The following is a 23,317-nucleotide window of genomic DNA, read 5'->3' as shown; positions in this document are numbered from 1 at the left end:
CAGGACCCGCTCCCGCGCTGCTAGCCTCGCCCCATGCGTGAGGACGGCCGAGTCTCGACGCCCCCGACGCTCGAGGACGTCGCCCGGGTGGCGGGAGTCTCGCGCGCCACGGTGTCCCGGGTGATCAACCAGCAGCGCCGCGTCGCCCCGGACCTGCGGGCCGTCGTCGAGAAGGCCGTCGCCCAGACCGGGTACGTGCCCAACCGGGCCGCACGCTCGCTCGTCACGGGACGCACGGGGACGGTCGCGGTCGTGATCTCGGGCGTCGACCCCGAGATCGAGGGCAACCAGATGACCGGGCAGGTCTTCGCGGACCCGTTCTTCGGTCGGATCGTCGCCGCGTTCGTGCGTGCCCTGCGCCCCCACGACCTGCACCCCGTCCTCATGCTCGCCGAGACCGACGACGCCCGGGACCAGGTCATGTCCTACCTGCGCCAGGGCAACGCCGACGGCGCGCTGCTCGTCGCCGCGCAGGCCGACGACCCCCTGCCCGGCATGCTCGTCGAGGCAGGTCAGCGCGCGGTCCTGTTCGCCCGCCCCGAGCCCGCGCTGCCCATCAGCTTCGTCGACGTCGCCAACCGTGACGGCGCGCGACTGGCCGCCCGGCACCTCATCGAGCGCGGGTGCGACGAGCTCGCCGTGATCTCCGGCCCGGCCGGCCTGCACGCCGCCGAGGAACGCCTCGCCGGCTTCCGCGACGAGGTGTCCCGGCACGGTCGCGCGTACGTCCCCGCGGAGCCCGGGGAGTTCACGCTCGAGGGTGGCGAGGCCGCGATGGAACGTCTCCTCGACACGGTCCCCGGCCTCGACGGCGTGTTCGCCGCGAACGACTACATGGCGCAGGGGGCCGTGCACGCGATCACGGCACGCGGGCTGCGCGTCCCCGAGGACGTCGCCGTCGTCGGGTTCGACGACAGCTCGATCGCCCCGCTGTGCCGCCCGTCCCTCACGAGCGTGCGGCAGCCCGTCGAGGAGATGGCGGCCGAGATGGCGCGCCTGCTCGTCGGGCAGATCGGCGGCGAGCGGCAGGTGCGGTCCGTCGTGTTCGACCCGACGCTCGTGGTGCGCGACTCGGCCTGACCCGAGCACCGGGCGGCGGCGCAGCTCTCGTCGGAGAATCCCCGCGACCTCGTCCGGACCCCGGGTGCAGAATGGCAGCATGCCTCTCGCACCCCGCTACCTCGCTGCCGACGACCGCTACGACTCGATGACCTACCGGCGCTCGGGCCGCAGCGGCCTCGCCCTGCCCGCGCTGTCGCTGGGCCTCTGGCACAACTTCGGCGACGTGAACCCGTTCGACAACCAGCGTGCGATCCTGCGCCGCGCGTTCGACCTCGGGATCACGCACTTCGACCTCGCGAACAACTACGGCCCGCCCTACGGCTCGGCCGAGGAGAACTTCGGGCGCCACCTCGCGCGCGACCTGCGCCCCTACCGCGACGAGCTCGTGATCTCGAGCAAGGCCGGCTACGACATGTGGCCCGGCCCCTACGGCGACGGCGGCTCGCGCAAGTACCTGCTGTCCTCGCTCGACCAGTCGCTCGCGCGCACGGGCCTCGACTACGTCGACATCTTCTACTCGCACCGGTTCGACCCCACGGTCCCGCTCGAGGAGACCATGGGTGCGCTGCACACGGCCGTCGTGAGCGGCCGCGCGCTGTACGTCGGCGTCTCCAACTACTCGCCCTCCCAGACGCGTGAGGCCGCGCAGATCCTCGCCGACCTCGGGACGCCGCTGCTCATCCACCAGCCCAGCTACTCGATGTTCAACCGGCACGTCGAGCTGCCCGAGGCCGGGCACGACGACGGCGAGAACCTGCTCGACGTCGTCGAGGACCTCGGCGTCGGGACCATCGTCTTCTCGCCCCTCCAGCAGGGGCTCCTCACGGACCGCTACCTCTCGGGCGAGGTGCCCGCGGACTCGCGCGCCGCCGTCGGGCACTTCCTCAAGCCCGCCGCCATCTCCGAGACCTACCTCGAGCGCGCCCGCGCGCTGAACGAGGTCGCGGCCGGCCGCGGGCAGTCGCTCGCGCAGCTCGCGCTGAGCTGGGTCCTGCGCGACGAGCGCATCACGTCGGCACTGGTGGGCGCGAGCAGCGTCGCGCAGCTCGAGAACAACGTCGCGGCGCTCGACGCGCCCGCGCTCACGGCCGAGGAGATCGCCGCGATCGAGCCGTTCGCGGTCGACGGCACGACGCGCTGAGCCCACCCGCTCGACCCGGCCGTCGTGCCCGAGGTCGGTCAGGCGCGTCCCTGACCGGCCTCGGGCACGGCGCCGAGGTAGCTCAGCGCCAGCGCTGGACCGCGAGCGGTGCGGCCTCCGCGAGCTCGCGGACCACGGGGTGCTCGCTCTCGGCGAGGACCTGCTGCAGCGGGCCGGACTCGACGAACTCGCCGTCGACCAGCAGGTGCGCGGACGAGGTCATGCGGTGCACGAGCTCGAGGTCGTGCGAGACCAGCAGCACGCCCGTGCCGAGCTGTGTGGCCGTCTCCTTGACCCGACCGGCGATCTCGCCGCGCATGGTCGGGTCGAGCGCCGTGAGCGGCTCGTCGAGGAGCAGCACGTCGGGCCGCGTCGCGAGCGCCCGGGCCAGGGCCACGCGCTGACGCTCGCCGCCCGACAGGGTGCGCAGCGGGCGGTCCGCGTAGCGGTGCTCCAGGGCGACGAGGTCCAGCAGGTCCTCGATCGACTGCCCCGAGGGGCGCCCGCCCTTGCGTGCGTCGGTCAGCCCGGACTTGAGCACGTGCGTGACGCTGCTCGCGGGGTCGATGCCCGGCAGCCCGTCCTGCGACACGCGCCGCACGGCTGCCTTGAAGGTCTTCTTGTCGCGGCGTCCGAGGCGCGTCACGGTCCGCCCGCCCCACGTCACGGTCCCGCTCGACGGCTTGACCTCGCCCAGCAGCGCGCTCACGAGCGTCGACTTCCCGACGCCCGACGGGCCGACGATCCCCACGGGCTCCTGCCCCGCCGCGAGCTCGATCGAGACGCCGCGCAGGACGTCCGCGCCGCCGTGCCCGGCCCAGAGGTCGCGCGCCTGCAGGATGTGGGTGGTCGTCATGCTCGGTCCTTCCGAGGGTGGGTCAACCGATACGGGGGCATGAGTGTCCCCGGTGGTCCAACGAACGACGGTACTCGCGTTCTCCCGGTGGTCGGTGCGTCGCGGGTCACACCGACCACCGGCAGGCGGTACCGGTGCGCGCCCGCGACGCACCGAGGCGACCGGTCAGTCGCTCGTCGTCCACGCCGACGGCGCCGCGACCACGTCCCGCAGCACCGTGCGCGCCCCGCCGATCATGGCCGCGTGGGCCGCGACGAGCGCGGGCCGCAGGTCGAGCTCGGTCCAGGGCGACGCGAGCACGCGCGTCGTGAGCTCGGTCGTCAGGGCCTCGCGCAGGTAGGGCAGCAGGTCGGTGTAGATCCCGCCGAGCAGCACCGTCTCGATGTCGACGAGGTTGACGAAGTTCGCGAGCGCGCGCCCGAGCGCCGTCCCGGCCGAGGTCGCGGCCTCCCGGGCCGACGGCGCACCCTCCTCGAGCGCGTCGAGGAACCGTTCGATCGGCGCGTCCACGGGGATGCCGGCCGCGCGCAGCATCGCGTCCTTGCCCGCGTACTGCTCGAGGCATCCCGTGGCGCCGCACAGGCAGCGCGGTCCGTGCGGGTCGACCACGACGTGCCCGATCTCGCCGCTCCAGCCCCGGTTGCCGAGGAAGAGCTCGCGGTCGATCACGATCGCGGAGCCGATGCCCACCTCGCCCGAGACGTAGAGGAACGACGACGGCACGGGGGGAGCGACGTCGTCGGGCCTGCGGTCCGGTGCGCCCGCCACGAGCTGCGCGAGGCCCGCGAGGTTGGCCTCGTTGGCGATCTCGACGGGCAGGCGGTCGGGCAGGCCGAGCAGGGGGAGGGGCAGGAACGACGACCAGCCGAGGTTGGGGGCGACCTGGAGGCGGCCAGCGCGGGCGTCGACCAGGCCGGGCAGCGCGAGGCGTGCGCCCGCGACCTGCATGTCCTGGGCCTCGACGTCCTCGACGAGGCGGCGGGCGAGGGCGCCCAGGCGGCCGAGGACCTCGGCGGGGTCGCTGCCGTGCAGGTCGCCGGGGACGACCTCCTGGGCGACGACCTGACCCGTGAGGTCGAGGACCGTGCCGCCCAGGTAGTCGACGTTGACCTCGAGGCCCAGTCCGACGATGGTCCGCTCGGCGGGCGTGAGGGGGACGGCGGGGCGTCCGGCGCGCAGCGGGGTGACGGGTGGGAGCTCGCGCACGAGTCGTGCCTCGATGAGCTGGTCGACGAGCACGGACACCGTGGCGCGCGTGAGCCCGGTGGTGGCGGCGATGTCGGCGCGCGAGCGGGGGCGGGGCGCGTCGAAGAGCGCCTGGGAGACCAGGGCGAGGTTGTACTCGCGCAGGGTGTGCTGGCGGGCGGCCGTGGGGCGCGCCCGGGTGGGCGTCCTGACGCCGGTCGAGGACTCGTCGCGGTTCACGTCTTGACCTTACCGACAGGACCGCATAAGTTCATCCATACAACAAATGACGGCCTGCCCGAAGACGGAGCCGGCCCATCTCGACGAGGAGACTGTCGTGGCTGACGCGATCGACCAGAGCATCAACTTTTCCTTCGGCCTGTGGACCGTGGGCTGGACCGGACAGGACCAGTTCGGCGGAGCCAGCCGCCCCCACCTCGACCCGGCCGAGTCCGTGCGCAAGCTGGCCGACCTCGGCGCGTGGGGCTTCACGTTCCACGACGACGACGTCGTGCCCTTCGGCTCCGACGACGCAACCCGCGAGCAGCTCCTCGGCGAGGTCAAGAAGGCCGCCGACGAGACCGGCCTGACCATCGAGATGGTCACGACCAACCTCTTCAGCCACCCCGTCTTCAAGGACGGCGGCCTCACCTCGAACGACCGCGGCGTCCGCCGCTACGCGCTGCGCAAGGTCCTGCGCAACGTCGACCTCACCGCCTCGCTCGGCGCCAAGACGTTCGTCATGTGGGGTGGCCGCGAGGGCACCGAGTACGACGGCGCCAAGGACCTCCACTCCGCGCACGAGCGCTACGCCGAGGGCCTCGACCTCACGGCCGCGTACATCAAGGACCAGGGCTACGACATCAAGATCGCGCTCGAGCCCAAGCCCAACGAGCCCCGCGGCGACATCTTCCTCCCGACCATCGGCCACGCCCTCGCGCTCATCGCGAAGCTCGAGCACGGCGACATCGTGGGCCTCAACCCCGAGACCGGCCACGAGCAGATGGCAGGCCTGAACTACACGCACGGACTCGCGCAGGCACTCTGGGCCGGCAAGCTCTTCCACATCGACCTCAACGGCCAGCGGTCCATCAAGTTCGACCAGGACCTCGTGTTCGGCCACGGCGACCTGCTCTCCGCGTTCTTCACGGTCGACCTCATCGAGAGCGGCTTCCCCAACGGCGGACCCCGCTACGAGGGCCCCCGCCACTTCGACTACAAGCCCTCGCGCACCGAGAACGAGGTCGGCGTCTGGGACTCGGCCAAGGCCAACATGGAGACCTACTCGATGCTCGCGCGCAAGTCCGCCGAGTACCGGGCCGACCCCGAGGTCCAGGCCGCGTTCAAGCACGCGGGCGTGTTCGAGCTCGGTGAGACCACCCTGGGTGCCGGCGAGACCGTCGCCGACCTGATCGCGGACCGCGGCGCCTACGAGGAGTTCGACGTCGAGGCCGCCGCCGAGCGCGACTTCGGCTTCGTGCGCCTCAACCAGCTCGCGCTCAAGCACCTGATCGGCTGATGGGCGGCGCTCTCGGGTCGGCGGGCGACGTCCTCGTCGCCGGGGTCGACTCGTCGACGCAGTCGTGCAAGGTCGTCGTCCGTGACGCCGTGACCGGGGCGCTCGTGCGCTCCGGCTCGGCGTCGCACCCCGACGGCACCGAGGTCTCGCCCGACGCCTGGTGGACGGCGTTCCGCACCGCGGTCGAGGTCGCGGGCGGGCTCGACGACGTCGCGGCCCTGGCCGTGGGCGGGCAGCAGCACGGCATGGTCGTGCTCGACGCCGACGGCGAGGTGATCCGTCCCGCGCTCCTGTGGAACGACACCCGCTCGGCCGGTGCCGCGCAGGACCTGATCCGTGAGCTCGGCGCCGGGGACGCGGACGCCGGGGCCAAGGCGTGGGCCGAGGCCGTCGGGTCCGTGCCCGTCGCGTCGCTGACCGTGACCAAGCTGCGCTGGCTGCGCGACGCCGAGCCGCAGAACGCGGCACGGGTCGCGGCCGTCGCGCTCCCGCACGACTGGCTGACGTGGCGCATCGCGGGCTACGGGCCGCGGAGCGAGGGCCTCGAGCCCGACCTCGGCGCGCTCGTGACCGACCGCTCCGACGCGTCCGGGACGGGCTACTTCGACGCCTCGGCCGACGGCGGGCGCGGTGCCTACCGCACCGACCTGCTCGAGCTCGCGCTCGGACGCTCCGACGTCGCGCTTCCCCGGGTCCTCGGCCCGGGGGAGCCCGTCGGTCCGGCGGCTCGCGGCGTGGCCGGGGCGGACGTCCCGGACGGGGCCCTGATCGGCCCCGGCGCGGGCGACAACGCGGCCGCGGCCCTGGGCCTCGGCATGCGCGCGGGCGACGTCGCGGTCTCGATCGGGACCTCGGGCGTCGTCTCCGCGATCGCGACGGCCGCCACGGCCGACGCGAGCGGGCTCGTCAACGGCTTCGCCGACGCCACGGGCAACTACCTGCTGCTCGGGGTGACCCTCAACGCGAGCCGTGTCCTCGACGCGACCGCGCGGGTCCTGGGCGTGGACCACGCGGGCCTGTCCCGGCTCGCGCTCCAGGCCCCGGCGGGCGCCGACGGCCTCGTGCTCGTCCCGTACCTCGAGGGCGAGCGCACACCGAACCGGCCCGACGCGAGCGGCACGCTGCACGGCATGCGCCTCGCGGCCATGACGCCCGCGCACCTCGCGCGGGCCGCCGTGGAGGGCATGCTGTGCGGCCTGGCCGACGGGCTCGACGCCCTGCGCGCGCAGGGCGTGCAGGTCGAGCGCCTCCAGCTCATCGGCGGCGGCGCGCAGTCCGAGGCGGTGCGGCGCATCGCACCGCAGGTCTTCGGCCTGCCCGTCACGGTCCCCGAGCCGGGCGAGTACGTGGCCGACGGCGCCGCTCGCCAGGCAGCGTGGGTGCTGTCGGGCGAGGCGGAGGCTCCGAGGTGGGAGACGTCGTCGAGCACGGGGTACTCCGCGGACCCCGAGCCGACGATCCGCACGCGGTACGCGGCGGTGCGCGACCTGACCTGAGGTCGTCGTCGCTGGTGTCCTGACGAGGGGCCGCCGTTCCTGCGGGAACGGCGGCCCCTTCGCGGTGCACGGCCCGACGTGCCGCTCAGGCTCGACGCCGGGCGAGGTACCAGGTGCCCGCGGCCGCCGCGGCGAGCGAGGCCGCCGCGGCCGCCGCCAGGGTCTGCGCGAGGCTCGCGCCCGCAGGCCCGGAGGTGGCGCCGGGCCCGCCCAGCGCGACCGGTCGAGGGGCGAGCGTCGCGGTGGTCGCGACGAAGCTCGGCGCGGGGTGCCCGCCCGCGGGGTCGGTGTCGATCCAGTCGTACGAGTCCGTGGTGCACGTCTGGGTCGTGGGGAACCAGAAGGCCTGACCGGCCGTCCCCGTGACCCTGGCGACGAGCTCGAACCGGGCCGGTGTGCCGTCGGCGACCGGGGTCCCCTCCCAGCGCACCGCGCCCGGCCCCTGCTCCGCGGCCCATCCCTCGGGCTGGGAGGTAGACACCGCCTCGACCCCCGCGGGGAGCGTGACGTCGAGGCCTGTCGTCGGGGCGCCGTCGCAGCCGTGCTCGAACGAGAACGTGAGCGTGGTGGTGCCGTCCCCGTTCGGCGTCGCGGTCTCCAGGAGGACGTGGGCCGCCGCGCCCTGCGCCCCTGCCACGGTCAGCAGCGCGGCGAGGCCGAGGGCTGCGGCTGCGCGCGCACTACGCGTCATGGGGAGACCTCCACGGGGAACGTGACGACCGGGTTCTCGTACTTGGACGTGCGGACGCCGACCGTGACGTCCCACGCCCCGGCCATCGGCAGGTCGATCGAGGCCAGGTAGGTCCCGGTGCCCGTCCGCGTCACGGTGGGCGTGAAGGGGCCGATGCCCAGCTCGGGCTGGGTGAGCCCGACCTCGGGGAGTGCGACCGGGTCGAACGGGGCGCCGTCCGCGTCCAGCACGGTCAGCTCGAGCGAGTTGATGCCCAGCGCGCCCGGGGTGATCCTGGCGCGGAGCGACCCGGACCCGAGGGGTTCGTCGCGCTCCTGGGCGGGCACAGTGCTCTGCGCCTCGACGGGGGCCCGGGTCTGCGCCTCGACCGGGCTCTGGGAGACGAGCACCCCGGTCACGACCAGCAGCACCGTGAGGACCGACGCCTCGGCGACGACCGTCCGGCGCAGCCGCAGCCGCCCCTCGGGGCCCTCCGCGAGGTGCGGGACCAGCCCGTACCGGTTCCACGCCGCGATCGCCACGAGGCTCAGCGCCAGGGCGACCTTGACCAGGAGCGTCCTGCCGTACCCGGTGGTCACGAGCGCGTCGAGCGAGCCGAGGATGCGCCAGGCCAGCAGGACGCCGCTCAGGGCGAGCGCGAGGACGAGCCACGCGCCCACGGTCGAGAAACGCAGGACCGTGCGCGCCGAGCGCTGGGCCGACGCCCCCGACGAGCGCGTCAGCAGCAGGCACAGCCCCACGATGCCGCCGAACCAGACGGACCCCGCGGCCACGTGCAGCACGTCGGCGCCGAGCACGAGCCACGCCGGGCCGAACGTCCGGGTGTGCCCCACGACCGTCAGCGAGGTCGCGGCCAGCGCGGCGGCGCCGAGCGTGAGGGGGACGGGCCACAGCCGGCGGGTCGCCCGACCGGCTCGGGGGCAGAGGACGGTCGCGACCCCCAGGCCCACCAGGCCGAGGAGTGCGGCGAGGGCCGTCTCGGACCCCAGGGCCGCTCCCCAGACCTCGGGCGCCAGGAGGGCTCCGGCCCCGCGGCCCGCCTGCCACGCCGCCGTGACCGGCACCGAGACGAGCAGCCCCGCGCCCGCGAGGACCGCGAGCCCCCGGCGCGTGCGGTCGAGCCGACGCCGGAGCACGGGCATGGCCCCCGGGGTCGCGTCGAGCAGGAGGAGCTCGAAGACCACGAGGCCGGCCACCCCGAGAGTCCCGGCGTAGACGAGCGCCTGGGACGCCCGGCGCAGCGTCGAGACCACCACCGACGTCGACGGCTCGGGGGCCGTGGCGACGGTCTCGCTCGGCGCTCCGACCGAGAACGTGAACGCGCCCGCGACCGGGTGCGTGTCCCCGGACGTGACGCGCCAGCTCACGACGTACGTGCCGTCGTCGAGCACCGCGGGCACCGCGATCTCCACGCGGGAGTCGACCGCCGTGGGCGTGACGGCGACCGCCGTCCCGGCGGCGTCGAGCAGCGCGACGCCGCCGGGCGGCACCTGGACGGGTTCGTTGAACGTGAGGGTCAGCAGGGCGGGGGAGTCCTCGACGACGGAGCCGTCCCGAGGATCGCTGTCGACGATCACGGCGTGGGCCGCGGCCGGGGAGGCTGACGCGAGCATCAGCACCACCCCGGCCACGGCCGACACCACGACCGCCGTCACCCCGCGCAGGACGCGGGCGACGTTCATGGGCCGCGTCAGGCCTTCGGACGACGGGCGAACGCCGCGCCGCCCAGGACGAGCCCCGCCGCACCGAGCACGAGCGCGACCCCGGACAGGACGAGGGGCAGCGACGACGTCTCGTCCGAGGGACCCGCCGCGTCGGTGGTGCCGTCGGCGCCCGCTGACTCCGCCGACTCCGCGGCTGCGTCGTCGGAGACCGTCTCGACGGCCCCGTGCGCCTCTTCCGCCTCGGTGATCGTCAGGGTCGGGGCGGGGAGCTCGAGGTCGTGCGGGTCCTCGCCCTCGACCGCGACCTGGACCCAGGCGGACTCGCCCTCCTGGCAGGTCTGGACCGTCGGGAAGACGAGGGTCTCGCCGACCGCGTCGGGGAGCTTGGTCGACAGGACGAGGGCGTCCCGGTAGCCGTCGGGCAGCGGCGTCTTCGCGGTGTAGACGATCTCGCCGACACGCTCGGTGAGCTGGCCGCCGTGCCCGTCGTCGATCGGGGTCGCGAGGGTCACCATGACCTTCTCGACGTCCCAGCCGGGGTTGACCGTGGGGGTCACGCTCGTGATGGGCTCGGGGATCTGGATCGAGACCTTCGTGGTCGCGGACTCGCCGCAGCCGTGCGGGACGCCGAACGTCAGCAGGGCGTAGGAGCCCGCGGTGGTCGTGTCGGGGTTGACCGACACGTGGGCGGACGCGCCGCTCGCGCCGAGCGCGAGGAGCAGGGTCGTCGCCGCAGCGACGGTGAGGAGCTTCGGAGAACGCTTCATGATCGGGGCACAGGCCTTCCGTGGTCGAACGCAGGGTCGCTCCCGCCGCGAACAAGGTGGACTCGCGGTCATGGACGCGCGAGGGTGCGGCACGACGACGGGTGCGCCGTCGAGGCGGCAGGGAGCGGGTCGCGGCGGAGGGCCGCGACCGAGGTCAAGGTGCTGCGTGGACCAGGACGGGAGGGGCACGCCCCATGACCGCACCGCGGCCAGGGGCGGCGGGGGCGAGGGGTGTCGAGGCGAGGACGAGGACTCCACGCCCCCGGGAGGCAGGAGGACGCAGGAGGCGCGGGACCGAGCGCATGGTCAGCCACGACCACAGGGCCCACAGCGCCCGGTCGGCGTGGGTCAGGAGCACCGAGACGACGAGCGTCGCGAGCACGTGCGCGGCCAGCATGGGCACGGGGTTCTCGGTGGCGTGCGCGTGCGCGGGCGCCGGGGACGCCGCGAGGAGCGCGCACTGCTCGAACGTGTAGTGCAGGACGACCTGGCCCAGGCCGAGGACTCCCAGCAGGAGCGGCAGGGCCAGGCGGCGACCCAGGACGCCGCGCAGCAGCACGGCCGTCAGCAGCACGAGGACCACGACCGGCACGGCCCCCGGCGCCGCACCCCCGGCGAGGCGGTGCGAGACCAGGGACAGCCCGACGACCGCGGTGGCGAGCAACCCTGCTCGAACCCCGCGCAGCAGACCGACCGCCGGCGACAGCACGCGACGACTGTAGCGGGCAGAGCGTCAGAAAAGGACCCCTTGTCCAGGAATACGTCCGGTGACGGCGGTGGGCCGACCTCGGGCGACGCCCGCGTGGACGACGAAGGGCCGCCGTCCCGGAGGAACGGCGGCCCCTTCCCCGTCGATGACGAGGGGGTGTGGAGAAGTACCCGTCAGAGCACGCGGATCACGGGCCCGGTCACCCCGCCGAGGCGCCCGACAGCGAGCCCCTTGGTGACCGACCAGGCCGGCCCCTCGATCGTGAACGTCGTGACGTCGGTCGTCGAGGCGGACCGGGAGAGGTTGACGCCCCAGGCGCTCGCGGTGATCTCGAGGTGCACCCAGTCGCACGTGCCGGCGTCGAGCCGGAAGGTGTTGCCGGTGCGGGTGAGGTCGAACGTGCACGGCCCGGCGTCGACGGGTGCCGCGCTCGCGGACGGGGCCAGGGCGACGGTGGCGGCGACGAGGGCCGAGACGGCCAGGGCGCGCATTCTGGTGGTTCGCATGGAGCTCCTTCGCTTCAGGTGAGGGGACGTCGTCGTCCCCCGGACCTGTCCAGTCCACCCCGCCCGGACCCCCGCAGGCATCCGTGAAAACCCTTCCACGGAGGTTTCACCCTGTACGGGGAATCCCTCACACGCCGCCCGCGAACCCCGTCTGCCGCCACGCCTCGTAGATCGCGATCGACGCGCTGTTGGTCAGGTTGAGCGACCGGCGCCCCGGCAGCATGGGGATCTTGACGTGGTCGGTGATCCGGGGGTGGGCGAGGACGTCGTCGGGCAGGCCCGTGGGTTCGGGGCCGAAGAGCAGCACGTCGCCCGGGCGGTACTCGACGTCGGTGTAGGACGTGGTCGCGCGCGTCGTGAACGCGAAGACGCGCGCCTCGGGCATGGAGGTCAGCACGGCGTCGAGGTCGGCGTGGACCTCCATCGCGGCGAGGTCGTGGTAGTCGAGGCCCGCGCGGCGGAGCTTGGGCTCGTCGAGGTCGAAGCCCAGGGGTTCGACGAGGTGCAGGCGCGCGCCGGTCACGGCCGCGAGGCGGATCGCGTTGCCCGTGTTGCCGGGGATGCGCGGCTCGAAGAACACGAGGTGGGGCAGCGTCGGGGCGGGCCGCTCGGCGCCGGTGCCGAGGTGCGGGCGCCAGTCTTCTGCGCCGGTGACCCCGGGCGAGGGTGCGGGCACGGGGGAGGAGGGGACGTCGTCGGGCATGGTCCCGATTCTCCCACCGCACCTGCCTCTCACGTGTCAGGGCGAGCGAGGTCAGCCCATCTGCGTGAGCGCGGCCTCGTCGACCTCGTGGAGCAGCGGCTCGCCCGCGAGGAAGCGGTCGATCTCCTCGACGACGATCGACCCCTGCCGCAGCCGGCCCTGGACCGTCGCGGCCGCATGGTGCGGCGTGAGGAGAACGTTCGGCAGGCTCCGGAAGGGGTGGTCGACGGGCAGCGGCTCGGCGTCGAACACGTCGAGTGCGGCGTCGATCCGCCCGCTCGCGACCTCGTGGAGCAGCGCGGCCTCGTCGGTCAGCCACGACCGGGCGGTGTTGACGAGCCCGGCACCGTCGGGCATGAGCGCGAGCTCGCGCGCACCGACGAGGTGGTGCGTCTCGGGCAGGGTGGGGGCGTGGAGCATGGTGATGCGGCTCGTCGCGAGCAGGTCGTCGAGGCTCACGAGCGCGACACCGAGCGCCGACGCATCGGCAGCCGACAGCGTCGGGTCCGCGACCACGACCTCGGCCCCGAGCGCACGCAGCATCGTGATCGCCGCGCGCCCGGTCCGGGACGCACCGACGACGCCGACGCGCGTGCCCGCGATCTCGTACCGCGGCGGCGCGGCCTCGGCGTCCTCCCACGAGGCGCCCGACGCGAGCCCGTGGTGGAAGCGCGGGAGCTGGTGCAGCAGGGCCATGGCGAACACGACCGACACCTCGCCGACCGACTGCGCCATGCCCTGCCCGGCCTGCGTGACGCGCACGCCGCGCGCGAACAGCTCGGGCGTGACGAACGGCTTGACGCTCGCTCCCGTGTGCGCGACCAGGCGCAGGTCGGGGAGGCGGTCGAGCAGCGCGGCGTCGAGGCGCGGCGTGCCCCACGAGATGACGAGCACCTCGGCCCGCGGAAGGCCCGACGGCGCAGCGCCCGTCCGGGCGTCGAGCGTCGCGCCCAGCGTGGTCGGGTCGTCGACGAGCACGACGTCGGTCAGCGCCGTGAGCGTCTCCCACGCGGCGGGCGTGAAGAACTCGGCCCGCAGCGCGGGGGAGACGCTGACGACGCTCGTGGTGCGGCTCATCGCAGGATCATCCCAGCCACGCGTCGAGGTGCTCCGCGATGAAGTCGTCGTCCGACGCGCCGAGCCAGGGGTACGCGGCCGTGACGCGCGTGAGCTCGTCGGCCTGCCCGGGCGACAGCGTCTCGTCCGGGTCGAGGCACCAGATGCCCTCGAGGAGTCCCTGGCGGCGCAGGACCTCGTGCACCCCCGCGATGACGCCCGCGAAGTCGTTCGTGGAGTCGAACACGGCGGCGTTGGCGTCGGTGAGCCCGGTCTGACGGGCGACCAGGAGGCGCAGGGCCGCGTCGTCGGGCACGGTGGGCGTGCCGTCGGGGGTGACGCCCCGCGCGGCCTGCGCGAGGCGCAGGGTCTCGACCGCGCCGCGCGTCCACACGGCCCACTGGCCGAGCAGGCCGCCGACGAAGCGCGCCGGGTACGGGCTCGCGCTCCCCGGGACCGGGACGTCGACCTCGGAGACGAGGTCGGCGATGATCGCGTCGTCGTTGCCCGTGTACAGCGAGATCTGCTCAGCCCGCCCGGACTCGGCCACACCGCGCAGCACGTCGATCGTGCGGTACCGGTCGAACGGCGCGGCCTTGACGGCCACGACGGCCTCGATCGACGCGAACTCGCGCCAGAAGTCGACCGAGAGTCGCGGCCCGCCGATCGCCTCCTGGAGGTAGAAGCCGATCACGGGCAGGACCTCGCCCACGGCCCGCGCACGGTCGAGCAGGTAGCGCTCGACCTCCTCGCGCGTGCCGCCCAGGCCCGCCACGCGCGGGGCGAGGAGCACCGCGTCGTAGCCGAGGTCGGCCGCGACCTGGGCCTCTGCGACAGCCTGGGCTGTGGGGCCCGAGGCCCCGGCGACCTGGACGAGCGGGCGCGGGCCCGTGACCGCGGACCCCGCGGGGGCGCGCCCGCCCAGCGTCTCGCGCGAGACCTCGGCCGCCATCTCGAGCACGGGCCGGTAGAGCCCGACCTCGCGGATCTCGAACTGCGTCGTGTGCACGCCCACGGCCACGCCGCCCGCCCCGGCCGCGTGGTAGTACCGCGTCAGGGCGCGCTGGCGGCGCTCGTCGAAGCGGCGGTCGGCCGTCAGTGCGAGCGGCTGCGCCGGGATGACCGTGCCGGCGCGCAGGAGCGCGAGCGAGTCGGGCTTCATGGCGTCGAGCACCGAGCCCATCAGAACTTCCCGTCGCGCACGGTGAACTTGGTGGCCTTGCCGCTCGTGGGCAGGCCCGCGGCGAGCCACCGCGCCTGCCAGTCGACGAGCGTGCGCAGCGAGACGTCGGGGTACCCGAACAGCTCGTGGCACAGGCTCGCGTCGTTGAGCAGGGCCGTCCCGGCCTCGGCGCCCGTGAACGACACCTCGCGGCCCAGGCCCGCGCCGAGCAGCCCCGCGAGGCGGCGGACCGACGCGGTCTCGGGGCCCGTGAGGTTGACGGTGAACGCGGGAGAGGACGCGTGGCCGAGCGCGCGCAGCGCGACCTCGTTCGCGTAGCCCTGCCACACGACGTTGACGTGGCTCGTGGTCAGGTCGACCGGCTCACCCGCGAGGATCGGCGCCGCGACGTCGCACAGCACGCCGTAGCGCAGGTCGACCGCGTAGTTGAGGCGGATGTTCGCGACCTTGGTGCCGCGCGTGAGGGCCGCGTGCTGGAACAGGCGCTCGCGCCCGAGGCAGCTCATGGCGTACTCGCCGACGGGTCCGGTCGGGTCGTCCTCGGAGCAGCCGCCCGAGGACACCGGCACGAGCGGGTAGACGTTCCCGGTCGAGAACGCGGCGATGGTCGAGTCCGCGTAGCGGCGCGCGACGTCGCTCACGAGCGCGGCGTTCGCTGCCCACGCGAGCGAGGGGGCCGACGACGTGCCGAACTTGGCGCCGACCATGTAGACGACGTCGGCGCCGTCGGGCAGCCCGGCCAGGACGGCCGGGTCACCCGTCATGAGGTCGGCCGTCACGACGTTCACGCCCGCGTCGCGCAGGTGGTCGGCCTGGGCCGGGTCCGACCAGCGCGAGACCGCGTGGACGGCGTCGCCCGTGCGACCTGCGGCGTCGAGCGCGCGCCGGGCGAGGACAGTGAGGCTCGGGCCCATCTTGCCGCCAGCGCCCAGGACGACCAGGTCGCCCGAGCGGGCTGCCATGTCCGCGACGAGCGCGGGAGACGGCGTGGTGAGGAGGTCCTCGAGCTCGGCGAGCGAGGAGGGACCGGCGGAGCGCCCGACGGCGGAGGCGCCGGCAGGAGCGACGGCGGCGGCGGGCAGAGGGCTGGGTGAGGTCGAAGACACGAGTGCTATCCCTTGATTCCGGACATGGTGACGCCCTCCTGGAAGTAGCGCTGGGCCACGAGGTAGGCGGCGAAGATCGGCACGAAGGAGATGGTCGCGCCGGCGAGGATCATGTTGAGCGGCACGTCCTGCTGCTGCAGCGACGCGATACCCACGGTCAGGGTCCAGTGGTCGGTGCCCTGGCCCATGATGAGCGGCCACAGGAAGTCGTTCCAGTGCCACAGGAAGACGAACGTGCCGAGCGTCGCGAGGATCGGCTTGCACAGCGGCAGCACGATGCGCGTGAAGATGCGCCACTCGGACGCGCCGTCGAGCTTGGCCGCCTCGAAGAGGTCGTCGGGCATGTCCATGATGAACTGCCGCATGAGGAAGACCGCCTGGGCGTTCGCGAGCGTCGGCAGGATCAGGCCCCAGTAGGTGTCCAGGCCGCCGACCTGCGCCATGAGGATGAAGGTCGGGATGAGGGTCACGTGGTACGGGACCATGACCATCGCCAGGAACGACCAGAACATGGCCTCGCGACCCGGGAACTTCTTCTTCGCGAACGCGTAGCCGGCCATCGCGGAGAACGCGAGGACGAGGACCACGGACACGACCGAGTAGATGAGCGTGTTCCCGAACCAGGTCCAGATGTTCCCCGCGCCGAGCACGCGGTCGTACGCCGCGAAGCCCAGGTTCGTGGGGATCAGGCTCTGCGGGAACTGGATCGCCGCGGCAGGCTTGAGCGAGAGGACGACCATCGCGTAGAACGGGAAGATCGTGACGACCGCCGCGAGGCTCAGCACGACGTAGCGCACGACCTTTCCGCGCCACGTCAGGTCCATGCCCGAGCTCTTGCTGCGCCTGCGCCGAACCTTCGGCGTGAGGTCGGGCGATGTGGTGGTGCCGGCAGCGGTCCCGGGGTGCCCCGGGGTGCCGGGGGTGGCGAGCGTGGTCACTTGTCCCTCCCGATGAGGCGACGCTGCACCAGCGCAACGACGATGGTGATGATGAACAGCGCGACGCCGAGCGTGCTGGCGTAGCCGAGGTCGAAGTACTTGAAGCCCTGGTCGTAGATCTGGTAGACGAGGCTGTAGCTCGCGCGGGCGGGCCCGCCGCCCGTCATGGTGTAGACCAGGTCGAAGATCTGGAACGACGCCGTGGTCTCGATGACCGCCAGGAAGAACAACGTCGGCTTGAGCTGCGGCATGATGATGTGCCAGAACCGGTGCCAGGCGTTCGCGCCGTCGAGCGCCGCAGCCTCCTCGAGCTCGCGCGGCAGGTCCTGCATGCGAGCCAGGAGGATGAGCATCCCGTACCCGAAGCGCGACCAGATCGACACGAGCGCCAGGGCCGGCAGGACCAGGGTCGTGCTCCCCAGCCACGAGTCCGTCGACAGACCGATCAGGCCCATGAGCTGCGACCACGGGCCGCCCGTCGAGAACACCCACGTGAACACCGTCGCGGCGAGCACGAGGCTCGTGACGACCGGCAGGAAGAACACCGAGCGGTAGAAGCCCGAGCCGCGGAACGAGCGGCGCACCAGCAGCGCCATGAAGGTCGAGATCGCGAGCGACAACGGCACGATCAGGACGCTGAGGATCAGGGTCACGCGCATCGCGGACCAGAAGATCGGGTCGTTGACCATGCGTTCGAAGTTGTCGAGGCCGGTCCACTCGGCGGTGCCGCCGATCGTGTACTCGAAGAAGCTGAGCCCCACGCCCGCGATCGCCGGTCCGAAGCGGAAGGCGAGGAAGAGCAGGAAGGCCGGGAGCGCGAAGAGCAGGCCGATCCGCGCCTCACGGCGGGCCATGGTGCGGCGGAACGCTGATGGTCCTGTCGGGCCTGTCGAGCCGCTTCCGCCCGACGGGCGCGAGGACCCACCGGACGGTGGCTGCGCGGCGGGCGTGGCGCCGTCGGGCACGGAGCCCTGCAGGCCTGGCCCGAGGACGTCTCCGGACGGGGTGGTTGCTGTCATGGGGTTCTTCTCCTTCGCCTCACCGGGCCGAGGGCCGCGTCAGCGGCGGCCACCCGGCCCGGTGGGTGTGGTGCGAGATCAGCCGAGGAGCGGGTTCGCGGCAGCGGCCGCGTCCTTCATGGCCTGCTCAGGGGTCTTCTGGCCGATGAGCGCGGCCTGGATCTCCGGGGCGAGGATGCCCATGACCTCACGCGACTTCTCGTTGAGGTCGCCGGAGGTCGTCGCGTCGAGCGTGGCCTCGAGCGCGGCCATGGTCGCGTCGTCGCCGTACAGACCCGTCTGCGACGTGTACGGCGTGAACCAGCCCGCAGCCTTCGCGTACTCGGCCGACGCCTCGGGGCGCGTCGCGAACGCGAGCCACTTGCCCGCCGCGTCCAGGTTCTCGGCCTCCTTCATGAGGGCCAGCGAACCGACAGTGCCGTAGCCGATCGACTCGGCCTGCTTGAGGGAGGGGAGCACGACCGTGTTCTCCTCGCCCCAGAAGGTCGCGACGTCGCCGGGGCCCTGCTGCCACGTGCAGGCGATCTTGCCCTGCGCGGTGCGCGTCTGCTCGAACGCCGGGATGGTCGTCAGCAGGTCCTTCTCGACGAAGCCGCCCTCGGCCAGGTCCGTGACGAACTGGAGCGCCTCGACGCCCTCGGGCGAGTCGAACGCGACCTTCGTGCCGTCCTCGGAGAAGACCGAGCCGCCGGCCTGCCACAGCAGCGGGTAGAACGACTCGTTGAGCGTCGCGTCGACCGCGCCCCAGTAGTTCGTGACGTCGTAGCCCGCGTCCTTGAACTTCGGGGCCAGCGCCATCAGGTCGTCCCAGGTCTCCGGGTAGTTGCCCGACTCGCCGATCGCGTCGAAGGCCGCGGCGTTGCACACGAGCGGCTTCGAGTTCATGATCAGCGGCGCGCCCATCATGGCGCCGTCGATGCTCACCGACTTCGCGGCGTTCTCGCGCAGGTCGCCCGTGTTGTCGGTGATGTAGTTGTCGACCGCCGCGAGGGACTTGGCGTACTTCGGGAGCTGGTCCGGGATGAGGTAGACGACGTCGGGGCCCTTGCCGCCCGCGATGCCCGTCGCGAGCGTCTCGTCGCGACCCGCCCACGGGTAGATCTCGACCTTGACGTCGACGTCCGGGTTCTCCTTGGTGAACTCCGCGATCTGCTCGTCCCAGAACTTCTTGTGGGCCGCCTCGTCCGCGATGACGGGGTACGTCCACATGGTGACGGAGCCCGAGGCCGCGCCGTCCGAGGGGACGGGCGTCGAGCCGCCGGCAGCGTCGCCGCCGCCGCACGCGGTCAGGGCGCCGAGGGTGGCGATCGCCGCGATGGCGGTCGCCACGTGCTTCTTCGGCATGGTCATTTTCGTGCTCCTTTGACGTCGAATGATGACTACCGTGCTGGTTGACTCATGTGCTTCGAGCCGCCGGGCGCATCGTCGCGCCCTGCGGGGTGCTGCTCTGCCCGGGCGGCCGGACGGCCACCCGGACGGGACCTGCTGCTAGCGGGCCGGGACCTCGACGACGGTGCGTGAGTGCCGCGACTCCTCGGCCGCGAACACGGCGAGGTGGCTCTGGAGGGACTCGACGGCGCCCGACCGGACATGGCTCGGATCACCCGTCGCGACGGCGCGCACGAACGCGTCCATGACGCCCGAGTCGCCGCCGCCGTGGTCGTCGGCGGCGTTGGTCGCGCCGTGGTGGCCCGAGTCGTGGACCGTGACCGAACCGTCCCGGAAGTCGGTGACCCGGATCTTCTCGCCGTCGCCGTCGAGGCAGCCGTGGGTCCCGAAGATCTGCGTCTTGCGGTGGTCCTGCTCCGAGAAGGCCGTCATGGTGAACGTCGCCGCGCCGCCGCCCTCGAGCTCCATCGCGACGACCTGGTGGTCCACCACGTCGTTGTCCGACGCGTAGACGCACCTCCCGTAGTCGCCCGTGCGCAGCGCCTCGACGACCGACGCCTCGTCGGTGCCGTCCGTGACGACCGTGACGGGCCAGATCGCACCCTTCTCGCGCAGCGTCCCCAGGTACAGGCGGGGCGCCGAGTACGGGCACGTCGGCTCGAGCGGGCAGTCCAGGCAGCGGTCCGCGGCGCCCGCCGGGCGCTCCTGCGGACGGAAGTGCTTGAGCGAGCCGAAGCTCGCGACGGTCTGGATGCGCTTGCCCGTGACGTATCGGATCCAGTCCAGGTCGTGGCTCGACTTCGCGAGGAGCATGGGGCTCGACGTCTTCTCCGAGCGCCACGGGCCGCGCACGTACGAGTGCGCGTCGTGCCACCAACCGACCGGCTCCAGGTGCTGCACGTTGACGATCTCGCCCAGGACACCCGAGTCCACGACCGACTTCATGAGGTCCGTGTACGGCATGTACCGCATGACGTGGCACACGCCGAACAGGACGCCCGAGGTCTCGACCGCGTCGACGACGTCCCGGCACTCCTCGGCGCTCGGCGCGAGCGGCTTCTCGACCAGGATCGCGTAGCCCTGGGCGGCGAGTGCCACGACCGGGTCGCGGTGCTCACGGTCCTGCGTCGCGACGACGACCATGTCGGCGAGCGGAGCCGTGGTGCCCGCCGCGACCAGGTCCTCCCAGTCCGCGAACTGCGCGACGGGGGAGGCGTCGGGGCTCGCCGCGGCCGCGCCGTCGCTCACGAGCGACCGCTGGAACGGGCGCGGGTCCGCGACCGCGACCAGGCGCGCACGGTCGGGGTGCGCGGCGATCCAGCGTGCGTAGGTCTGACCACGGTTGCCGGCGCCCACGAGGGCGACGGTCACGGGTGCATCATTGCGGGTCACGAGCGGTCCTTGCGTCGTTGCGGGGGCTGCGGGGTGGTGCTGGGTGTTGCGGGTGGTGCTTGGTGGTGCTGGGTGTCGCTGGTCGAGAGGGAGGTGCTGGTCGAGCGGCCGGTGCGGGCGGAGAGCCGGGCGAGTGCGGCCTCATTTGCTATTTGCTATAGCAACTATGCCAGATGATCCTGCGCCCTGACAGCCCGTCAGGTCAACTTGCGACCGAGTCGTGACCTTTCGCGCGGCCCCCCGCAGGTCCCTGGAGGGCTCGACGGCGGTGCCGCGCCGCTGCCGGCAGCTGCCGCCCCCCGCCGCGCCCCCGCCGCGCCCCCGCCGCGCCGCGCCGCGCCCCCGCCGTGCCGCTGCTGCTGCGCCGCCGCCCGCCTCGGCCCCACCTCCCCCGGTGTCGAGCATGCGGTTGGTGTCGAGAATCGCGTGATCTTCGACGCCAACCGCATGGTCGACGGACGCCAACCGCATGGTCGGCGCCGGGAGCCGAGATCTGTGGCTGCCCGGCCCCGTCGGTGCCGAGAACGGGGTTGAGGTCGTCAGGTCATGGTTGGCGACCTCGACCCCGTGCTCGAGGCGGGGGTACCTCGTTCTCGGCGGCCGGCAGCCGGCAACCAGCAGCCGGCGACCGACGTCAGACCACGAGCGTGCCTGCCGTCGAGACTGTCGGGCCGTCGGCCGGGATCGCGACGCGCTGCACGCCGGCCTCGACGTTGCCGGTGTGCAGGAGGTAGGAGCCTGCACCGAACGCGCCGTCGGCGAGCTGGAGGCGGCCACCGGTGAAGGTGGAGCCCACGGCCGACCAGCGATTGATACCTGTGTCTAGCTTCACGTGACCAGTGTCACCCGACGGAGCCGTGGAGCGTGCACCGTCCAGGTTCCAGGTGACCGGCTTGTCCGCCTTCGCCCGGCTCAGGAAGGTGCCGCCCGCGGGCGAGCCCTCGAGCCGTGCCCCGTCGCCGACCCGGACGGTCTGCTCGGCGGCACCCGCAGCGACGACCGCGACGTTGCGCAGCACGCCGCCCCGGACGGTCAGGTCGCCCGACGCCGTCACGGTGCCCTTGCCCTCGGCCGCCTCGAGCGTGCACTGGTCCAGGACCACCGGCCCCGAACCTGCGAACGATGCACTCTCCAGCCCGTTGAGCGTCGTGCGGACCAGGTGCACGGGGTTGGTCACGTTGGCCTGCGTGATCGGGCTGTTCGGCAGCACGTTGAAGCGCGAGCCCTCGATGACGTTGGGACGCTTCGAGCGGCTCGACGCCTGGGACACGATGAGCGTGTCGTCGGCCTGGCAGCCGCGCAGCTGGACGCCGTCGGCGTTGACCCACAGCATGCCCGAGCCTGCGAGACCCTCCTTGCGGATGACCTGGACGTCCTCCAGCGTCAGGTCGGTGACCTTGACGCGCGCCACGAACCACGAGCACACGTGCTTGCTGACGGTGATGCGCTTGGCCGACGAGCCCCACGCCGCGCCCGAGTTGGCGAACGTCATGAGCCCCGAGTTCCCGACGTACGTCAGGTCGTGCTCGTACTGGCCGTGCGTGACGAACGGCCCCTGGTCGTCGCCGTCGCCGTGGCAGTTCTCCACGAGGCCGTACGCCGAGGCGGTCCAGTCGTTGAGGTGGCGGCAGTTCGACGTGTGGCAGTCGGACACGTGCCCGTACAGGCAGTAGATCTGCTGCGTCAGGTAGCCCGCGCCGCCCCAGGTGATCGAGGCCGGGTTGGCGAGCGAGCAGCGCGACGTCGTGAAGAACGTCGACCAGCGGCGCATGACCAGGGGCCAGAACGTCGCCACGCCGTGCACGTTCTCGACGTCGCAGCTCACCGCGTACTCGAACGCGAGCGGGTGCGAGCCCGTGTACTGGTCGCCGCCCGCGACGCCCACGAACGACAGGTTGCGCACGTGCACCTGCTGCACGGGCTCGACCTTGGTCCACGTGAGCGTGCGCCCCGCGGCGAGCTCCCAGCCGTTGAGGTAGTTGACGCGCACGTGCGTCGCGTCGACGATCTGCGTGACCTGGACCTGGAGCTGCAGCTCGCGCTCCCACCGGCCTGCGAGCGCGTTGACCTCGAGCGCGTACCACTCGCCCACCGCGTACCTCGAGGAGTCGGTGACCTCGAAGTCGTCGCGCAGCTCGGGCATGACGGCCGTGAGCTTGTTGGTGCGGACGTCGTTGGTGACGGTGCCGCGGAAGAACAGGACGGCCGCGAAGGGGTCGTCCTGCCCTGCCTTCTCGATGCCCTCGGTCGTCATGGTGTGCCCGCCGAAGTCGAGCTCGAGGTGCGAGCGCGTGAACCGGTGGCGGCGCACGAAGTTGAGGTCGGTGTGCGCCTCGATGCGGCTCACGGTCGGGTCGTTCACGAGGGCGTCGAGCGCGTCGTCGGCCGGGGTGTCCTTTCCGAACAGCCCGAACCAGCGGAAGTCCGCGGTGCCCGTGTGGAGCGTGTGCCAGCGTCCCTTGCCCTTGACGTCCTTCGGGGCCAGCACGGTGCCGCCGTTGGCCGCCGCGTCGCTCTTCGCGTCGTAGCGGACGAGGCGCGCGGCGCCGTCGCCGGGGGTCGCGTGGCCGAGGAGCTGGACGACGGTCCCGTCGTCGATCTTCTTGGCCTTCCAGCCCACGAGCTGGGCGACGGACGTCGCGACCAGGACCTCGTCGTCGGGCTCGTCCTTCTTCAGGGGCAGCACGCCCGACGGCGCCGCGGCGGCCGGCGTGGCGGCCGCGGCCGAGTGCGTGCCCAGCAGGGCGCCGGCGGCCACGAGGCCGCCGATCCCGGCGACGCGCAGCAGGTTGCGGCGCGAGGGGGCCTCGACCGTGGGGGTCGGGTGGGGCGAGGTCGACGTCGTCGTCGGCTCGCCGGGGGTCTGTCCGGAGGTGATGAGGTTCGTCATCTGCAGGGGCCTTTCATCAGGGGTTCTTCCGGGTGGGCAGGGGGA

20 protein-coding genes are annotated in these 23,317 nt (G+C 72.9%); 4 read left to right on the top strand and 16 right to left on the bottom strand.

From position 1 onward, the window contains the following. Window positions 1-33: 33 nt before the first annotated feature. Together ACFVQ3_RS06575 and mgrA are read left to right on the top strand one after the other, a co-directional pair. Window positions 34-1,080: a LacI family DNA-binding transcriptional regulator gene (locus ACFVQ3_RS06575; protein WP_387636580.1), complete on the top strand. Its 1,047-nt coding sequence runs from the start codon at window positions 34-36 to the stop codon at window positions 1,078-1,080. Window positions 1,081-1,159: 79 nt separating this feature from the next. Next, window positions 1,160-2,203 carry an L-glyceraldehyde 3-phosphate reductase gene (gene mgrA, locus ACFVQ3_RS06570; RefSeq protein WP_387636578.1) on the top strand — a complete coding sequence of 348 codons (1,044 nt, stop codon included), beginning with the start codon at window positions 1,160-1,162 and terminating at the stop codon, window positions 2,201-2,203. 82 nt (window positions 2,204-2,285) lie between these two features. Here the strand turns inward: mgrA and ACFVQ3_RS06565 are convergent, their stop codons facing one another. Together ACFVQ3_RS06565 and ACFVQ3_RS06560 are read right to left on the bottom strand one after the other, a co-directional pair. After that, window positions 2,286-3,059, bottom strand: coding sequence for an ABC transporter ATP-binding protein (locus ACFVQ3_RS06565; RefSeq protein WP_387636576.1), 774 nt, complete (start codon window positions 3,057-3,059; stop codon window positions 2,286-2,288). A gap of 165 nt (window positions 3,060-3,224) precedes the next feature. Then, the gene (locus ACFVQ3_RS06560; protein ID WP_387636573.1) at window positions 3,225-4,484 is read right to left on the bottom strand and encodes an ROK family protein; all 1,260 of its coding nucleotides are present in this window, start codon (window positions 4,482-4,484) and stop codon (window positions 3,225-3,227) included. Window positions 4,485-4,581: 97 nt separating this feature from the next. Between ACFVQ3_RS06560 and xylA the strand changes: the two genes are divergently transcribed. Together xylA and xylB are read left to right on the top strand one after the other, a co-directional pair. Further along, window positions 4,582-5,763, top strand: coding sequence for a xylose isomerase (xylA, locus tag ACFVQ3_RS06555; protein ID WP_387636571.1), 1,182 nt, complete (start codon window positions 4,582-4,584; stop codon window positions 5,761-5,763). Then, a complete protein-coding gene (gene xylB / locus ACFVQ3_RS06550) occupies window positions 5,763-7,259 on the top strand; it encodes a xylulokinase (RefSeq protein WP_387636569.1) in 1,497 nt (498 codons plus the stop codon). Before xylA ends, xylB begins: the two co-directional genes overlap by 1 nt. Before the next feature lie 85 nt (window positions 7,260-7,344). On the opposite strand, the gene ACFVQ3_RS06545 is transcribed toward xylB, so the two are convergent. The 14 genes from ACFVQ3_RS06545 to ACFVQ3_RS06480 all read right to left on the bottom strand — a co-directional run bounded on the left by ACFVQ3_RS06545 (window position 7,345) and on the right by ACFVQ3_RS06480 (window position 23,272). After that, entirely contained in the window at window positions 7,345-7,950 is a 606-nt protein-coding gene (locus ACFVQ3_RS06545; protein WP_387636566.1) for a DUF1775 domain-containing protein, read from the bottom strand. After that, the gene (locus ACFVQ3_RS06540) at window positions 7,947-9,632 is read right to left on the bottom strand and encodes a copper resistance protein CopC (RefSeq protein ID WP_387636564.1); all 1,686 of its coding nucleotides are present in this window, start codon (window positions 9,630-9,632) and stop codon (window positions 7,947-7,949) included. Before ACFVQ3_RS06540 ends, ACFVQ3_RS06545 begins: the two co-directional genes overlap by 4 nt. Before the next feature lie 8 nt (window positions 9,633-9,640). Then, window positions 9,641-10,381, bottom strand: coding sequence for a YcnI family protein (locus ACFVQ3_RS06535; protein ID WP_387636561.1), 741 nt, complete (start codon window positions 10,379-10,381; stop codon window positions 9,641-9,643). Window positions 10,382-10,535: 154 nt separating this feature from the next. Further along, window positions 10,536-11,090 carry a hypothetical protein gene (locus ACFVQ3_RS06530; RefSeq protein ID WP_387636559.1) on the bottom strand — a complete coding sequence of 185 codons (555 nt, stop codon included), beginning with the start codon at window positions 11,088-11,090 and terminating at the stop codon, window positions 10,536-10,538. A gap of 173 nt (window positions 11,091-11,263) precedes the next feature. Continuing rightward, the gene (locus tag ACFVQ3_RS06525; protein ID WP_387636557.1) at window positions 11,264-11,596 is read right to left on the bottom strand and encodes a hypothetical protein; all 333 of its coding nucleotides are present in this window, start codon (window positions 11,594-11,596) and stop codon (window positions 11,264-11,266) included. Between the two features lie 127 nt (window positions 11,597-11,723). Beyond that, on the bottom strand, window positions 11,724-12,188 hold the full coding sequence (locus tag ACFVQ3_RS06520; RefSeq protein WP_387636801.1) for a tRNA (cytidine(34)-2'-O)-methyltransferase: 465 nt from the start codon (window positions 12,186-12,188) through the stop codon (window positions 11,724-11,726). Between the two features lie 162 nt (window positions 12,189-12,350). Continuing rightward, the gene (locus ACFVQ3_RS06515; RefSeq protein WP_387636554.1) at window positions 12,351-13,376 is read right to left on the bottom strand and encodes a hydroxyacid dehydrogenase; all 1,026 of its coding nucleotides are present in this window, start codon (window positions 13,374-13,376) and stop codon (window positions 12,351-12,353) included. Between the two features lie 7 nt (window positions 13,377-13,383). Then, window positions 13,384-14,538: a dihydrodipicolinate synthase family protein gene (locus ACFVQ3_RS06510; protein WP_387636551.1), complete on the bottom strand. Its 1,155-nt coding sequence runs from the start codon at window positions 14,536-14,538 to the stop codon at window positions 13,384-13,386. Next, window positions 14,538-15,644, bottom strand: coding sequence for an NAD-dependent epimerase/dehydratase family protein (locus tag ACFVQ3_RS06505; protein ID WP_387636548.1), 1,107 nt, complete (start codon window positions 15,642-15,644; stop codon window positions 14,538-14,540). Before ACFVQ3_RS06505 ends, ACFVQ3_RS06510 begins: the two co-directional genes overlap by 1 nt. A 5-nt stretch (window positions 15,645-15,649) precedes the next feature. Further along, the gene (locus tag ACFVQ3_RS06500; RefSeq protein ID WP_387636546.1) at window positions 15,650-16,582 is read right to left on the bottom strand and encodes a carbohydrate ABC transporter permease; all 933 of its coding nucleotides are present in this window, start codon (window positions 16,580-16,582) and stop codon (window positions 15,650-15,652) included. Next, window positions 16,579-17,601, bottom strand: a complete 1,023-nt coding sequence (locus ACFVQ3_RS06495) for a carbohydrate ABC transporter permease (RefSeq protein WP_387636543.1) — start codon at window positions 17,599-17,601, stop codon at window positions 16,579-16,581. The genes ACFVQ3_RS06500 and ACFVQ3_RS06495 overlap by 4 nt, the downstream gene beginning before the upstream one ends. Before the next feature lie 78 nt (window positions 17,602-17,679). After that, on the bottom strand, window positions 17,680-18,951 hold the full coding sequence (locus ACFVQ3_RS06490; RefSeq protein WP_387636540.1) for an ABC transporter substrate-binding protein: 1,272 nt from the start codon (window positions 18,949-18,951) through the stop codon (window positions 17,680-17,682). A gap of 138 nt (window positions 18,952-19,089) precedes the next feature. After that, window positions 19,090-20,382 carry a Gfo/Idh/MocA family protein gene (locus ACFVQ3_RS06485; protein ID WP_387636538.1) on the bottom strand — a complete coding sequence of 431 codons (1,293 nt, stop codon included), beginning with the start codon at window positions 20,380-20,382 and terminating at the stop codon, window positions 19,090-19,092. A gap of 634 nt (window positions 20,383-21,016) precedes the next feature. Continuing rightward, on the bottom strand, window positions 21,017-23,272 hold the full coding sequence (locus ACFVQ3_RS06480; RefSeq protein ID WP_387636536.1) for a peptidase C14: 2,256 nt from the start codon (window positions 23,270-23,272) through the stop codon (window positions 21,017-21,019). Between the last annotated feature and the right edge of the window lie 45 nt (window positions 23,273-23,317).

This window comes from Oerskovia sp. NPDC057915, from assembly GCF_042887685.1.
GTDB lineage: Bacteria > Actinomycetota > Actinomycetes > Actinomycetales > Cellulomonadaceae > Oerskovia.
Note: the sequence above shows the minus strand (reverse complement) of the source record. Positions and strands in the feature narration are given on the sequence as shown.